Origin of the sequence: Colwellia marinimaniae (assembly GCF_002207865.1) — a bacterium.
Taxonomy (GTDB): Bacteria; Pseudomonadota; Gammaproteobacteria; order Enterobacterales; family Alteromonadaceae; genus Colwellia; species Colwellia marinimaniae.
The window spans coordinates 110,346-124,922 of record NZ_BDQM01000010.1 but is presented as its reverse complement, the minus strand read 5'-3'; the positions used below and the strand labels follow the sequence as shown (position 1 = coordinate 124,922).

General features: G+C 39.3%; 14 protein-coding genes and 3 tRNA genes. 7 read left to right on the top strand and 10 right to left on the bottom strand.

The features are described 5' to 3' along the window. Positions 1-234: 234 nt before the first annotated feature. The 10 genes from MTCD1_RS08400 to lolB all read right to left on the bottom strand — a co-directional run bounded on the left by MTCD1_RS08400 (position 235) and on the right by lolB (position 7,050). A tRNA-Gln gene (locus MTCD1_RS08400) sits at positions 235-309 on the bottom strand. 45 nt (positions 310-354) lie between these two features. After that, positions 355-439: transfer RNA gene (locus MTCD1_RS08395), tRNA-Leu, on the bottom strand. 281 nt (positions 440-720) lie between these two features. After that, positions 721-797 (bottom strand) — tRNA-Met (locus tag MTCD1_RS08390). 204 nt (positions 798-1,001) lie between these two features. Further along, positions 1,002-1,343 carry a DUF3718 domain-containing protein gene (locus MTCD1_RS08385; protein ID WP_057181566.1) on the bottom strand — a complete coding sequence of 114 codons (342 nt, stop codon included), beginning with the start codon at positions 1,341-1,343 and terminating at the stop codon, positions 1,002-1,004. A gap of 313 nt (positions 1,344-1,656) precedes the next feature. After that, entirely contained in the window at positions 1,657-2,748 is a 1,092-nt protein-coding gene (gene ychF, locus MTCD1_RS08380; RefSeq protein WP_057181565.1) for a redox-regulated ATPase YchF, read from the bottom strand. Between the two features lie 62 nt (positions 2,749-2,810). Beyond that, positions 2,811-3,395, bottom strand: a complete 585-nt coding sequence (gene pth, locus MTCD1_RS08375) for an aminoacyl-tRNA hydrolase (RefSeq protein ID WP_057181564.1) — start codon at positions 3,393-3,395, stop codon at positions 2,811-2,813. Positions 3,396-3,425: 30 nt separating this feature from the next. Then, the gene (locus MTCD1_RS08370; protein WP_057181563.1) at positions 3,426-4,046 is read right to left on the bottom strand and encodes a 50S ribosomal protein L25/general stress protein Ctc; all 621 of its coding nucleotides are present in this window, start codon (positions 4,044-4,046) and stop codon (positions 3,426-3,428) included. Between the two features lie 296 nt (positions 4,047-4,342). Next, positions 4,343-5,287 carry a ribose-phosphate pyrophosphokinase gene (locus tag MTCD1_RS08365; protein WP_057181562.1) on the bottom strand — a complete coding sequence of 315 codons (945 nt, stop codon included), beginning with the start codon at positions 5,285-5,287 and terminating at the stop codon, positions 4,343-4,345. A 161-nt stretch (positions 5,288-5,448) separates the two neighbouring features. Continuing rightward, positions 5,449-6,351, bottom strand: a complete 903-nt coding sequence (gene ispE, locus MTCD1_RS08360) for a 4-(cytidine 5'-diphospho)-2-C-methyl-D-erythritol kinase (RefSeq protein ID WP_057181561.1) — start codon at positions 6,349-6,351, stop codon at positions 5,449-5,451. A 51-nt stretch (positions 6,352-6,402) separates the two neighbouring features. After that, positions 6,403-7,050, bottom strand: a complete 648-nt coding sequence (gene lolB, locus MTCD1_RS08355; RefSeq protein WP_057181560.1) for a lipoprotein insertase outer membrane protein LolB — start codon at positions 7,048-7,050, stop codon at positions 6,403-6,405. A 195-nt stretch (positions 7,051-7,245) separates the two neighbouring features. Between lolB and hemA the strand changes: the two genes are divergently transcribed. From hemA to kdsA, 7 genes are all read left to right on the top strand, one after another. Beyond that, positions 7,246-8,514, top strand: coding sequence for a glutamyl-tRNA reductase (gene hemA / locus MTCD1_RS08350; RefSeq protein WP_057181559.1), 1,269 nt, complete (start codon positions 7,246-7,248; stop codon positions 8,512-8,514). Positions 8,515-8,687: 173 nt separating this feature from the next. Beyond that, the gene (gene prfA, locus MTCD1_RS08345) at positions 8,688-9,776 is read left to right on the top strand and encodes a peptide chain release factor 1 (RefSeq protein ID WP_057181558.1); all 1,089 of its coding nucleotides are present in this window, start codon (positions 8,688-8,690) and stop codon (positions 9,774-9,776) included. Between the two features lie 19 nt (positions 9,777-9,795). Continuing rightward, positions 9,796-10,647, top strand: a complete 852-nt coding sequence (gene prmC, locus MTCD1_RS08340; RefSeq protein ID WP_057181557.1) for a peptide chain release factor N(5)-glutamine methyltransferase — start codon at positions 9,796-9,798, stop codon at positions 10,645-10,647. 113 nt (positions 10,648-10,760) lie between these two features. Next, positions 10,761-11,126, top strand: coding sequence for a SirB2 family protein (locus tag MTCD1_RS08335; RefSeq protein WP_057181556.1), 366 nt, complete (start codon positions 10,761-10,763; stop codon positions 11,124-11,126). Positions 11,127-11,189: 63 nt separating this feature from the next. Further along, positions 11,190-12,011: a SirB1 family protein gene (locus tag MTCD1_RS08330; RefSeq protein WP_057181555.1), complete on the top strand. Its 822-nt coding sequence runs from the start codon at positions 11,190-11,192 to the stop codon at positions 12,009-12,011. Positions 12,012-12,053: 42 nt separating this feature from the next. Further along, positions 12,054-13,319, top strand: coding sequence for a DUF819 family protein (locus tag MTCD1_RS08325; RefSeq protein WP_057181554.1), 1,266 nt, complete (start codon positions 12,054-12,056; stop codon positions 13,317-13,319). A 372-nt stretch (positions 13,320-13,691) separates the two neighbouring features. Further along, complete coding sequence (gene kdsA / locus MTCD1_RS08315) at positions 13,692-14,534, top strand: 3-deoxy-8-phosphooctulonate synthase (protein WP_057181553.1); 843 nt, start codon at positions 13,692-13,694, stop codon at positions 14,532-14,534. The last annotated feature ends 43 nt before the right edge of the window (positions 14,535-14,577 follow it).

Here is a 14,577-nt window from a genome sequence, read left to right as displayed (position 1 = left end):
GACTTGAACTCTCACATCTTGCGATACTGGAACCTAAATCCAGCGCGTCTACCAATTCCGCCAAACCCGCATTACATCCAAGTGTTAAAGAGACTTGAACTCTCACATCTTGCAATACTGGAACCTACTCTCTATAAAAAAAGTAGCGCGTCATTGTTTATTAATTCCGCCAAACCCGCATTACATTCAAGTGTTAAAGAGACTTGAACTCTGTAACCATTTCTTTAAAAGAAATGGCAGGGATAAGAGGATTTGAACCTCTGAATGACGGGATCAAAACCCGCTGCCTTACCGCTTGGCTATATCCCTGCAATGTATTTACTTTTTACTTGTGCAACTAAAGTTGCTTTGAAATGGTACGGGTCAAGAGACTTGAACTCTCACATCTTGCGATACTGGAACCTAAATCCAGCGCGTCTACCAATTCCGCCAAACCCGCATTACATTCAAGTGTTTAAAGAGACTTGAACTCTCACATCTTGCAATACTGGAACCTACTCTCTATAAAAAAGTAGCGGTCATTGTTTATTAATTCCGCCAAACCCGCATTACATTCAAGTGTTAAAGAGACTTGAACTCTCACATCTTGCAATACTGGAACCTACTCTCTATAAAAAAAAGTAGCGCGTCATTGTTTATTAATTCCGCCAAACCCGCATTACATTCAAGTGTTAAAGAGACTTGAACTCTTTTTACTTAAGTAAAAATACCGAAGTAAAATGGTGGCTACACCGGGATTTGAACCTGGGACCCCATCATTATGAGTGATGTGCTCTAACCAACTGAGCTATGTAGCCTTTACCAACCTGCTCGGTAGCAAGTGCGGCGTATTATGCTAATCTACCTGCCTTTCGTCAACCGTTTTTTTTAAAAAAGGTGTACTTTCTATTTGTTTGGCGATTGATTGTGCATTTTGGTGGATAACTATGCAAATAAAAGGTGGGAAACGCATTACTTATTGGAAAATGATAATGCGTTTGTATTTATCATGAAGGTAAGTCTTATCTATCTCTTGCTTCTTCAGCTAAATGTGCAGAATATTTTGCTAAGTTATCTATCTCAGCTTTAACCTTTTTAGAAGGTAACTTACCAATAATGTATTCGCCAACTTCTAAAGCATTAGATTTAGCGGCAAAAATTAATAAACTATTGCCGTTGCATTCTAAAGCATCATAAATATTACGAACCTTTAATCTTTTTTGCTTTAAGAATGACCTTAAGCGACTTTTATCATTTGCTTGCACATATTCACAAATACGCAATGCTAGGTCATCTGCTTGAGCCGATGGAGCTGTAATAACACTTGTCGCTAATAGTATGGGTAATAAAATAAATTTTTTCATTGTGACGCCTTATTATTTTTTGATTTATCAATTTCTTTAAACAAGAAAAGTGTAGACCATTAGCTTAGTTATGGTACCCGCTAGTAGAATAACTAAGCTAACTGAATAGCTGTATATCTTTCGTTTTTATATTACAGGCGGTATTTTAGTTGTATATACAATTAAAACAAGTCTTTATTATAATACTATGGTCAAGTTGACTCAAGTTTACAGCCAGGATGCTGACTCGTCAGTCCTTAGCGGCATAAAAAAACGCATCACTAAGGATGCGTTTTTTGGTTAGGCTAAATAGACTCTAGCTATAGGCGGACTTTTATACATTAAAGCGGAAGTGTATTACATCACCATCTTTTACGCGGTAGTCTTTACCCTCTAAACGCCACTTACCGGCTTCTTTAGCACCCGACTCACCATTAAACTCAATAAAGTCGTCATAACTGATGACTTCAGCGCGAATAAAGCCTTTTTCAAAGTCGGTATGAATAACACCGGCCGCTTGCGGCGCAGTAGCACTTTGTTTAATTGTCCAAGCACGTACTTCTTTAACACCAGCAGTGAAATAAGTTTGTAAGTGCAGTAATGCATAACCGGCATTTATAACACGATTAAGACCGGGCTCTTCTAAGCCCATCTCAGCCATAAATTCAGCTCTATCGTCTTCATCCATTTCAGACAATTCGCTTTCAACTTCGGCACAAACAGCAACAACTACGCTACCTTCTGCATCCGCTATCTTTTGTACTACGTCAAGGTATGGATTATTTTCAAAACCATCATCATTGACATTAGCAATATACATGGTTGGTTTTAGTGTTAAGAAATTTAAATAGTCAATAGCGGCTTTTTCTTCTTTAGATAATTCTAAAGAACGTACCATATGGCCTTCTTCAACATGCTTTAATATTTTTTCTAAAACAGGCATTTCAAATTTGGCGTCTTTATCTCCGCCTTTAGCCTTTTTAGCTAAACGAAAAATTGCCCGTTCTGCTGTGTCCATATCAGATAATGCTAATTCAGTATTGATCACCTCAATATCATCAGCGGGGTCAATCTTATTAGCAACGTGAATAATATTGTCATTGTCAAAGCAGCGAACTACGTGACCAATAGCATCTGTTTCACGAATGTTCGCTAAAAACTTGTTCCCTAACCCTTCACCTTTTGATGCGCCAGCAACAAGACCGGCAATATCGACAAACTCCATGGTGGTGGCTAAGACACGCTCAGGTTTTACTATTGCAGTTAATTTATCTAAGCGAGGGTCGGGTACCGGTACTACACCAGTATTTGGCTCAATAGTACAAAACGGGAAGTTTGCCGCTTCAATACCTGCTTTGGTAAGTGCATTGAATAGTGTTGATTTACCGACGTTAGGCAAGCCAACGATACCACATTTAAAACCCATAATTTTTACCTACTGATTAGTTGCTAACACAGAGTTACTAGCGTGTATTTACTTGTGTATATTTACTCGGCTTTAAACGAGTGTAAGCGATTTTGCGCTTTCTTTAAGTCGTCTGTTAGCCAAATATCAAGACATCGACTAGCTTCGTCGATTGCTTGTTCTATTTTTGCTTGTTCGGCACTAGGCGCTTTACCTAATACGTGACCCGTTACTTTATCGCGATGACCTGGATGATCAATGCCAATACGTAACCGGTAAAATTCTTTATTATTAGCCATAGCAGCGATAATATCGCGCAAACCATTATGTCCGCCGTGACCACCACCCTTTTTTATTTTACAAACACCGGGCTGTATATCTAATTCATCATGAGCAATCAAGATTTCATCTATCGACATTTTATAAAAATTAGCAAGGGGAGCAACTGCTTGACCGCTACGATTCATAAAGGTGGTTGGAATTAATAAGTGGATAAGGTTTCCCGCAATTAAGCCTTTACCATAAAGGCCGGAGTATTTTTTTTCGGGACGGAGGGAAATGTTGTGACAACGTGCCAGTTCTTCGACGAACCAAACACCTGCATTGTGGCGTGTTTTGCTATATTCGGGGCCAGGATTACCCAGCCCCGCAATTAATTTAATAGTCATTATCTATAATATTATAAATGAATGTAGCTATTATTCAGCAGCTGGAGCTTCTTCTGCTGCTTCGTCTGTTACTTTAGCCGATTTAGGCGCTTTAGCAGAAACAACCGCTAGATCGTGTTCTTCACCTTTTGCTAATTCGTCAGAAGTAACGCCTGCTGGCAACGTAAGGTCTGATAAATGGAAAGTTTGACCAAGTGCTAAGTTAGTTAAGTCAACTTCGATGAACTCAGGTAAATCTTTTGGTAAACAAGAGATGGCAATTTTAGTCACGTGATGAGCAATGGCAGCGCCAGTTTTTGCCGCTTCTTCTTCATTAATGAAGTGAAGAGTAGTGTTTGCATGAACTACATGGTTTTGATCAATGCGGATGAAATCTAAGTGCATTACCAATTGCTTGAACGGGTGACGTTGCATGTCTTTAATTAAACACTCAACTGGCTTACCAGCAATATTTAATGTTAATACTTGCGTATAGAATTTTTCTTCTTGTTGAGCGCGGAATACATCTTTGTGCGCTAACGTTAAAGATACTGGTTCTTGGTTTTCACCGTAAAGGATAGCAGGAACTTTTTCCGCGTGACGTAGGCGGCGGCTCGCACCTTTCCCTAAATCAGTACGTACTTCAGCTTCTAATGTTAAAAAATCAGTCATTTTAATACTCTTCTGTTATATAAGTTATAAAACTTAAAAATTAAGTCTTGTTTTTTGCGACCAAAAACAAGGAGATACCATTTTAACATCCTAGATCAGTTAACAACTAACTCGGTCATTAGATAAAAAAGGCGCCGCATTGTAACATTTAGCCCTAGGTAAAGCTATCAACTTAAGCGGTTAATTACTGATGGTTTATAGGGGGAATGAGGAAATAAATAAGGGTTAAGGAGCAATAAAAAAGCAGCCGTGGCAGCGGCTGCTTTTTTGCAATAGTAGTAATTATTCGCTAGAAATTAATCAAACATTGCCGATATAGATTCTTCATTACTCACACGACGAATCGCTTCACTAAGCATGCCGCTTAAGGTTAATTGACGAACCATTTTAAGCGCTTTAATTTCATCAGAAAGAGGAATTGAATCAGTAACTACAACTTCATCAAGCACTGAATCTCTGAGGTTTTGTGCGGCATTACCCGACAATACTGGGTGAGTGGCATAAGCGACAACACGTTTTGCGCCATGCTCTTTTAATGCTTCTGCCGCTTTGACTAATGTACCGCCAGTATCAATCATGTCATCGACAATAATACAGTCGCGACCTTCTACATCACCAATAATGTGCATCACTTGGGCAACGTTTGCTTTCGGGCGACGTTTATCAATAATGACTAAGTCAGCGTCATCTAATAATTTAGCAACAGCACGAGCACGAACCACGCCACCAATATCAGGAGAAACAATCACAGGGTTGTCAAAACCACGACTTTTCATGTCCTCTAATAAAATTGGCGTACCAAAAGCATTATCAACCGGCACATCAAAGAAACCTTGTATTTGCTCGGCATGTAAATCAACCGTTAATACACGGTCAACACCAACACTTGATAAAAAGTCAGCAACTACTTTTGCCGTAATTGGTACACGAGCACTACGTACACGTCTGTCTTGGCGAGCATAACCAAAATAAGGGATTACAGCAGTGATACGGCCAGCGGAGGCACGACGCAATGCGTCTATCATTACAATTAATTCCATTAAGTTATTATTGGTTGGAGCACAGGTCGATTGAATAATAAAAACATCAGCACCACGGACGTTTTCATGTATTTCAACACAAATTTCACCATCACTAAAACTACCGACTGTCGCATCGCCGAGAGGCATATATAGGCGATCACAAATTTTCTTGGCCAGTTCAGGGGTGGCATTACCCGCAAAAATCTTCATGTCAGGCACTGTAGATTCCTCAGAAACATTTGACATTAATATTAGGCTTTTTGATATAAGATATAATCATTAAGCAGTATAACGCTTACTAAACTGTAGCAGTTATTTTCCGCACCATAGCACGTTTTAAAATAGCCGATTTAGTTAAGTTCGCAAATATTTTTAATTGTTTACTTGTTCAGTGACAACCTTGTCATCACAGAACATAAGGGCGACTTATTAAGTCCCCGCGCGACAAATGAGCTCACTCCTTTGGGGAGTTTCGCTTGCAATGAACACGCCTCTTTTTGACTAGAAAACCGCGTAAAAACACACGCACCTGTTCCTGTCATTCTTGAGGGGGCGTATTCTACCAACCAAGCCAGTAACTTGGCAACCTCAGGATAATGTTTTATTACTAATGATTGGCAGTCATTATGGAAGTTATCATTGAGAAAGTCAGTGGTATCAAGGGCTGAAGGGGATAGTTTCTTGGTGTTTCGAGGCAGATCTACTGCGGTAAAAACTTGTTGAGTGGAAATGCTACATTCAGGTTTAGTAATTAAATACCAAGGTTCTTCGGGATCCATGGCGGTAAGTCTTTCACCAACACCTTGGGCAAAGGCGGCAAAACCATAAATAAAGATAGGTACATCCGCACCAAGGCTCAGGCCTAATATTGCCAAATCACTTGTTGATAATTGACACTGCCATAATGTATTAAGCGCAACTAAAACCGTAGCTGCATTGGATGAACCACCGCCCAAGCCGCCACCCATTGGTAGTATTTTGTTAATACTTATTTTAACGCCAAAAGGTGTCTTGGTTTTTCTTTTCAATAACTGGGCCGCTTTTACAATTAAGTTATCGTCATAATTAACCCCCTCAAGAGGCGTTAATAAATCTATGCTGGCTTTGTCAGTGACTGTTAAGGTTAATATGTCACTATGATCAATAAATTGAAAGAGTGTTTCTAAATTGTGGTAACCATCATCACGCTGTCCAACAATATGTAAAAATAAATTAATTTTTGCCGGAGAAGGGAATTCAATGGCTTTATTGAGAAATGAATTAGGTTGAGAAGAGCAAGTCATGTAGAAATTCTGCTTATAGTAAGTGAGTGACAAAGCGTGGTTGCTGATCGGCTATTGACCAGTCACTGACCAATGATTGACCGAAATTTTAATTAACAAATCCTCTTTTTTAATTGAAAATTTAGTTGCTAAGTTATAGCCGTTAATATGCTGGTAGTTACTATAACTGACTAGCCATAGCTCATTATTATAATGGCTTGATAAGGTTTGTGGTAGCTGTGTTATTTTATGGTAACTAATACTATCATTTTCTTGGTAGGGGATACCTTTAAGCCAGTAGCTTAACGCTTTTGTTGGTAATGATAAGCCGGTAATGTTGAGAATAAGCGCTGCTAAATTATTACCATGATAGGTTTTTCCATCCACGCGAATCTTATGTTGATTATTATAAGATTCGAGTTGTAAGACATTAATGCCAAAATAGCTGGTTAAATTTAGCTGTTGAGTGCCTTTCTTTTCGTCAACTTGCCAAGATAATGTCGCGCTCTTACGTGAATTCTGCGCCAAAAATGCTATTTTCCCTGTTATCTGCCATTGTTGTAATTGCGCTAGCTTAGCAATTCTTTGTTGAGGTGTTTGTGTAATTAGCAATTGCGTTTCTTTGCTGGGCAAGGTACTACAGCCTGAAAATATCAGGGTAAATAAGGCCAGGGGAAATAAGTAAAGTGGATAAAGGGCAGTATTAAAAAATTTAATCATTGACGGTAATTCTTTCAAGCGATGATAATTGTTATTTGAACATAGCTTTTTAGTCTTTGTAAATAGCAGTATTATTTTTAGGGTCTTTTATCACAGATCATATTTTATATGCGGATCTTGAGTTATACTTGCGGAACGAGTTAAAACAAGTTGACTAAAACTTGTCAGAAATGTTTACACAATAGGTTTATTACTTTGTCGATAGTTGCTGTTGGAATTAATCATAAAACTGCGCCAGTAGCGGTAAGAGAAAAAATATCTTTTAATCCAGATAAGCTTTCCATCGCCCTACAAGAAATGCTTGACGCAGTACAGTGCCGTGAAGTTGCCATACTTTCTACCTGTAATAGAACAGAGCTATACCTAGTACAAGATGGCGACTTTGAAGTTACCCAACAACGTATTGTTAAATGGTTAGAAAATTATCATAACGTACCCGCCTCAATAATTTTACCTAGCCTATATTGGTATAAAGATAAGCAAGCCGTTAATCATATGATGCGTGTTGCTTGTGGTTTAGATTCGCTTGTTTTAGGTGAACCACAAATCCTTGGACAAATGAAACAAGCTTACAGCCAAGCTAAAGCTGCCGGTTCAATGTCCTTGGTTATGGACCGATTATTTCAACGTACCTTTGGCGTGGCCAAGCAAGTTCGAACAGAGACTGATATTGGCGCTAGTGCGGTATCTGTTGCCTTTGCTTCAGTAAACTTAGCCAAACATATTTTTGGCAGTCTTGAAAAAACTAAAGTACTGCTAGTGGGGGCCGGTGAAACGATAGAATTAGTTGCTAAACATCTCTATGAAAATAATGTCGGAAAAATCACCGTGGCCAACCGAACATTGGCACGTGCTGAGAATATGGCTAAAAAAATTGGCGCAGATGTCATCACCTTAGCGCAAATACCTGATCATATGTGTCATGCTGATATTGTTATCAGCTCTACTGGTTCCACTTTACCCATTATTGGTAAAGGTATGGTTGAACAAGCTTTAGCATCGCGTAAACATCAACCTATTTTTATGGTTGATCTCGCCGTACCTCGTGATATAGAAGAGCAAGTGTCAGAACTTGAAGATGTTTTTTTATATACCGTAGATGACCTAGAAGGCATTATCTCGAAGAACATTGAAAATCGACGTAAAGCCGCTGTACAAGCAGAAAGTATTGTTAATAGCCAGTCTGATAAATTTATGGCTTGGTTACGAGGTTTAAACACCCAAGATACGGTTATTAGTTATCGTAAACAATGTATAGACAACCGTGATGTTTTACTCGAAAAAGCCCTTAGCCAATTAAGAAATGGTAAAAATTCTGAGGCTGTTTTAGGGGAACTCGCCACTAAGCTCACCAACAAATTCATGCACGCACCAACCAGTGCGCTCCAGTCTGCCGCTCAAGGTGGCGAACTGGATAAACTACTTTATTTACGTGATATCTTTAATATTGATCCCCAAGACTAGTACTCTAGTCCTTATCTTAGCTATATAGCCAAGTCATCTTGTTAACCTAAGTATTGTTTACTCAGTCCGTTAGCCGCAAGTGACATTTTTTATCGAGCATGGTGGATTGCGTTATTACTGTGATAGAATAGTAATAATTTAGTTTTCCTTATTTGAAATATAAGTACATTTTAATGAAATCATCAGTTTATCAAAAACTTGAAGTGCTAGTTGAGCGTTTCGAAGAAGTGCAAGCTTTATTATCCGATCCAGAAACCATTGCTAATCAAGATAAATTCCGTGAATTATCTAAAGAGTTTAAGCAGCTCGACGCGGTGACTTCAGTTTTTAATAATTATAAAATAGCGGAAGGTGACTTTTCCGCTGCTGAGATGATGCTTAAAGATGAAGACCCTGAGATGCGAGAAATGGCACAGGAAGAATACAAAATAACTAAAAAAATGATTGCTAAGATTGCCGATGAATTACAAGTTTTATTATTACCACGCGACCCTAATGACGATAATAACTGTTTTGTTGAAATTCGTGCCGGCGCCGGTGGTGATGAAGCGGCTATTTTTGTTGGTGATTTATTTAGAATGTACAGCCGTTATGCAGAAAAGAAAGGCTGGAAAATTGAAGTAATGAACAGCAGTGAAAGTGAGCAGGGCGGTTATAAAGAACTGATCATGAAAGTTAATGGTGAAGGCGTTTACGGCCATCTGAAATTTGAATCTGGCGGCCATCGGGTGCAACGTGTACCAGAAACTGAGTCTCAAGGTCGAGTACATACCTCAGCTTGTACTGTGGTGGTTATGCCTGAAGTTCCTGAAGTAGATGCCATTGAAATTAATAAAGCCGATTTGAAAATTGATACCTTCCGTGCCTCAGGCGCGGGTGGTCAGCATGTAAACAAAACGGATTCAGCTATTCGTATTACCCATATTCCATCAGGTGTTGTGGTTGAGTGTCAAGAACAGCGCTCACAACATAAAAACCGGGCTCAAGCAATGTCAGTGCTGCAAGCGCGTCTGCAACAGGCTGCAGATGAAGAACGCCGTAGTGAGGAAGAGTCATCACGTCGTAATTTAGTGGCCAGTGGTGACCGTTCTGAGCGTATTCGTACCTACAACTTTCCGCAAGGTCGCATGAGTGATCACCGTATTAACCTAACTTTATATCGCCTAGGCGAAATTATGGAAGGTAATTTAGACTTGATTATGGAGCCGATAATGCAGGAAAATCAAGCCGATTTATTAGCTGAATTAGCCGGAAAACATTAACTCTATTTTGTTAACGCCAGTGAATAATAGTACTATAGCCGATTGGATAGCATATGGTCGTGAGCAATTAGTTTGCTTCTCCGACAGTGCTAAACTTGATACACAAATCCTCTTGGCTTTTGTGTTGCATAAAGAGCGCAGCTACTTGCTTACCTGGCCCGAAAGAGAGCTTGTTAAACAAGATGAACAACATTACCTAGCCTTATTAAAAAGACGGATGTCTGGTGAGCCTATTGCCTATATTATAGGGGTAAAGGAATTCTGGTCACTCGTTTTTCGAGTTTCACCCGCAACACTTATTCCACGTCCAGACACCGAAATTTTGGTTGAATTAGTACTTGATAATTTTGGTGAAGTAAAGTCATTGCACTGCTTAGATCTCGGTACAGGAACAGGTGCAATCGCCCTGGCGTTAGCATCTGAGCAACCGAATTGGCAAATTGATGCTATTGATTTTAATATTGAGGCGGTGAAACTAGCCAAGCAAAATGCTGAAGATTTACACTTGACGCAAGTCAATATCTTTCAAAGTAACTGGTTTAGTGCGGTTAATGAGCGCAAGTTTGATGTTATAGTGTCGAACCCGCCTTATATCGATGCCTTGGACGAAAACCTAAGTCAAGGTGATGTGCGATTTGAACCTAAATCAGCTTTGGTGGCTAATGAGCAAGGTCTCGGCGATATTAAACACATAGCGCAACAAGCACTAAATTTTCTTAAAGCTCAAGGAGCACTTTTCTTTGAACATGGTTACCAACAAGGGGAAGCGGTGCGAGATGTTTTAACCAGCTTAGGGTATGATAACGTACAAACAGTCAGAGACTTTAATGGTCATGAACGTATTACTTGGGCTCGTTTGCCTAGGCATTAATCTAGATAATCAGTATAAATAGCCGATTTATAGTCTAGGGTTACACTTTAAAACGATTTATTAACCTAAAGTCGCTACACTATGCGCAAAATAGTTTAATAAAAGGAATAACTTTGAAACATTTACATATAGCCCTTGCGGTACTTAGCGTTAGTTTATTTACCTATCGTTTTATTTTGACCTTAATGGCCTCAAAAAAGCTTGATAGCAAGTGGTTGAAAATCAGCCCTCATGTTATTGATACTTTTTTACTGATTGCCGGTATTACTCTCGCAGTAAAACTACATTTCAACCCCATGGAACAATTATGGCTAGCTGAAAAGATTTTAGCGTTATTTGCTTATATTTTGACCGGATATTACACCTTGAAATTAGCGCGTAATAAGCCGATGCAAATTATAGGCTATTTAGGTGCAATAGCTTGGGTAATGCTGATTGTACGTTTAGCCATGACACGAGAAGCCTTCTTTTTTAGCTAAGTGTTAGTGTGCATACTAGGTCTACCAGATAAGTATAATATGGAGTCGGATAAATAAGCTGTTATGAATGAATTGTTTTTATCAGAATTAAAATCTAAAGATAAAGATTTGCTGCAAAAACTTGTTTTACTTGAAGAACATATTTTTGCCGATAGCGACCAAGAAATTGTCAAAATGTATGCATCACTAGATAGTTTAGAGACAATTATCAGTCAATGTATTGCTGTCGTTAGTGAAATTGAATCACCTATAGAGAAAGCTGAAGCTTTGCTTAATGAATTGTACTATCAACATTTATTTATTGACAGCTATCAGACTCGTTGGCCTATTTCTGCTTATCGGGTAGCAACATCGTTAAATCAACGTGCTATGTCGCCCATGGTTAAGGCGGTTGTGGTCAAAGAAATTATTAGTGCTTGTGGCTTTGAAACTGATTTGGTGTTTATTCCGAATAAAATCATGGTACGCCTGTGCTGTGATGAGCAATATGCTATTATTTTTGACGCGGTAACTGGCGAGTCACTCGATTGGGCTGAACTTGATTTACGTTTAGATGATCTCGAAGGCGACCCTGAAGAGCAAGACTTAGTCGCCCTTGATGATCATGTCGCCTTAGTTGAGCATCTTTCGGCATTGAAAAACGCTCTGATCCGAGAGCAGGCTTTTGATAAGGCATTAACGTGTGTTGATGTTATCTTATCATTAAACCCAGACGATCCACTGCAACGAAGAGACCGTGGTTTTTTGCTACACCAACTTGATTGCTTTAAAGTGGCTGTGGATGATTATCGCTACTTCGTTGAGCAATGTCCTCAAGATCCCGCCGCCAAAATATTAAAAATTCAACTTGAAAAAATTGATGTCGGTAATAACGTCCTTCATTAAAATGTTCACTTCATCAAAAAATAAATATAAAAAGGCAAAATGATGCAAGACAATATTGTGGCGAATGCGCCACTCATTACCAATGACGCGGTAGTACTGGGGATTTTGACACTTATTCTAGGCTTTGTGTTTTATACTTCTAATAGTAAAAATAGCGCTTGCCAAAAATTTTATAAATATGTACCGGCGTTATTAATGTGCTATTTATTGCCTTCTTTATTAAATACCTTTGGCATCGTTAGCGCCGAAGTTAGTAAAGTGGGTTACGTGGCCAAATACTTTCTGCTACCCGCATGTTTAGTACTGTTAACCTTAAGTATCGATATTAAAGCTATTGTTGGTCTTGGCAGTAAAGCGCTAATTATGTTTATAACCGGTACGGTTGGTGTGGTTATTGGCGGCCCTATTTCTTTATTAATAGTTTCTGCTATTTGGCCTGAGTTAATTAGTGTTACTGGTCCTGAAGCTGTTTGGCGTGGTATGGCTGCCCTTGCCGGAAGCTGGATTGGTGGTGGTGCAAACATGTTGGCGATGAAAGAAATTTTTGAAGCTGACGGTAAAATATTTACCATCATGGTCACGGTAGATATTGTCGTGGCAAATCTCTGGATGGCTTGTTTGCTGTACATTGCGGCTAACCATAAGGCTATTGATGCCAAAAGTGGCGCTGATACCTCAGGTATTGACAAACTTATTGCCAGAGTGGAAGCCAATGAACGAAAGCATAAAAGAACGCCTGAGCTAAAAGATTTAATGCTTATTATTGCCGTCGCTTTTGGTGCGGCAGGTTTTGCGCATTTTGTCGCTGACTTATTGGTACCATTTTTCCAACTGAACTACCCAGAGTTGAAAAAATTCAGCTTACATAGCAAATTGTTCTGGATTATTCTCGTAGTAACGACTATCGGCTTATGCTTGTCATTTACTAAAGTAAGAGAGCTTGAACATGTCGGTGCTTCAAAAGTGGGTAGCTGCTTCTTATATATTTTAGTTGCCACCATCGGCTTACATATGGATATCACGCAAATTGCCGAAGCACCTAAATATGTAGTTATTGGTCTTATTTGGATGGCGATTCACATTATTTTATTATTTGTTGTCGGTAGAATTATCAAAGCGCCAATCTTTTACTTAGCGGTCGGCAGTAAAGCGAATATCGGTGGTGCAGCATCAGCACCAGTAATTGCTTCGGCATTCCATCCGTCATTAGCACCTGTAGGAGTACTACTTGCTGTCCTAGGTTATGCTTTAGGCACCTATATGGCGTGGATATGTGGACAATTATTAAGAATAGTCGCTGGTAGTTAATGTTTAACTAATGAAGATGTTACAGTAAGCTAACGGCTACTTAATACCCAAGCCACCTCAAAATGCAGGATTCAGCTGGAATTAGAAACGTCTTTAGGCAAGGCATTGATTGAAGAGAATAGTTATTCTATTATCGAAATCAATAACGATGGATAAAGCGTTTCTAAACCAGCCCTACGGGGACATCTGAGAAAATCATGTTCATCGTTGCGTATGTAATTAAGGGAATAACCATTAATAAAATACGCGCCTTGATCATGAATCGCTCAGATGTCCTGAAACGAGCATATTGAAGTCGCTTGGGTATAGTACTTTTACTAAAAGCGTAAAATACAGTGGTATTTTACGCTTTTTTATATTTAGGAATAATTTATGACAATAACATCAGTTTCGGTTCAGGGGATCGAGGTTGCTAATGAGCGACCCTTCGTATTATTCGGCGGTATGAATGTGCTTGAGTCACGAGACCTTGCCATGAGAATTGCTGAAAAATATGTTGAAGTTACGCAGAAACTAGGCATCCCTTATGTATTTAAAGCCTCATTTGATAAAGCAAATCGCTCTTCAGTCAACTCCTACCGAGGCCCTGGCTTAGATGAAGGTCTGAAAATTTTTGAAGAAATAAAGTCTACCTTTAATGTACCTATTATCACTGATGTACACGAGCCGTACCAAGCATTACCTGTGAGTGAAGTTGTTGATGTAATTCAATTACCCGCATTCTTAGCCAGACAAACCGACCTGGTGGTCGCCATGGCGAAAACCGGCGCAGTCATTAATGTTAAAAAGCCGCAGTTTCTTGCTGCCCATGAAATGAAACATATCATTACCAAGTTCGCTGAAGCTGGCAATGACAACATTATCTTGTGTGAGCGAGGCAGTTGTTATGGTTATAACAATCTTATCGTTGATATGTTAGCAATGGACGAGATGAAAAATTACGCGCCGGTTATATTTGATGCCACCCACGCACTACAAAAACCTGGTGGACGCAGTGATAGTGCTGATGGCCGTCGTGCTCAAGCCGTACAGCTAGCCCGAAGTGGTATGGCAATAGGTATCGCTGGCTTGTTCATTGAAGCACATCCTGATCCTAGTGCGGCTAAATGTGATGGCCCTTGTGCATTACCACTTGATAAATTAGAGCCTTATCTAGTTCAAATGAAAGCGATAGATGATTTAGTGAAGAGTTTTACTCCACTAAGTACTGATTAATACCCTAGCACGTTAGGGTTAGCGGATGTTAACTCGGCTAACT

What these genes read in the sequence shown, in the direction of transcription:
- lolB (WP_057181560.1), bottom strand. Translation starts at nt 7,050, where the DNA reads ATGATTAAATTTTTTAATACTGCCCTTTATCCACTTTACTTATTTCCC.
- kdsA (WP_057181553.1), top strand. Translation starts at nt 13,692, where the DNA reads ATGACAATAACATCAGTTTCGGTTCAGGGGATCGAGGTTGCTAATGAG.
- MTCD1_RS08370 (WP_057181563.1), bottom strand. Translation starts at nt 4,046, where the DNA reads ATGACTGATTTTTTAACATTAGAAGCTGAAGTACGTACTGATTTAGGG.
- MTCD1_RS08330 (WP_057181555.1), top strand. Translation starts at nt 11,190, where the DNA reads ATGAATGAATTGTTTTTATCAGAATTAAAATCTAAAGATAAAGATTTG.
- ispE (WP_057181561.1), bottom strand. Translation starts at nt 6,351, where the DNA reads ATGACTTGCTCTTCTCAACCTAATTCATTTCTCAATAAAGCCATTGAA.
- prfA (WP_057181558.1), top strand. Translation starts at nt 8,688, where the DNA reads ATGAAATCATCAGTTTATCAAAAACTTGAAGTGCTAGTTGAGCGTTTC.
- MTCD1_RS08385 (WP_057181566.1), bottom strand. Translation starts at nt 1,343, where the DNA reads ATGAAAAAATTTATTTTATTACCCATACTATTAGCGACAAGTGTTATT.
- ychF (WP_057181565.1), bottom strand. Translation starts at nt 2,748, where the DNA reads ATGGGTTTTAAATGTGGTATCGTTGGCTTGCCTAACGTCGGTAAATCA.
- pth (WP_057181564.1), bottom strand. Translation starts at nt 3,395, where the DNA reads ATGACTATTAAATTAATTGCGGGGCTGGGTAATCCTGGCCCCGAATAT.
- MTCD1_RS08325 (WP_057181554.1), top strand. Translation starts at nt 12,054, where the DNA reads ATGCAAGACAATATTGTGGCGAATGCGCCACTCATTACCAATGACGCG.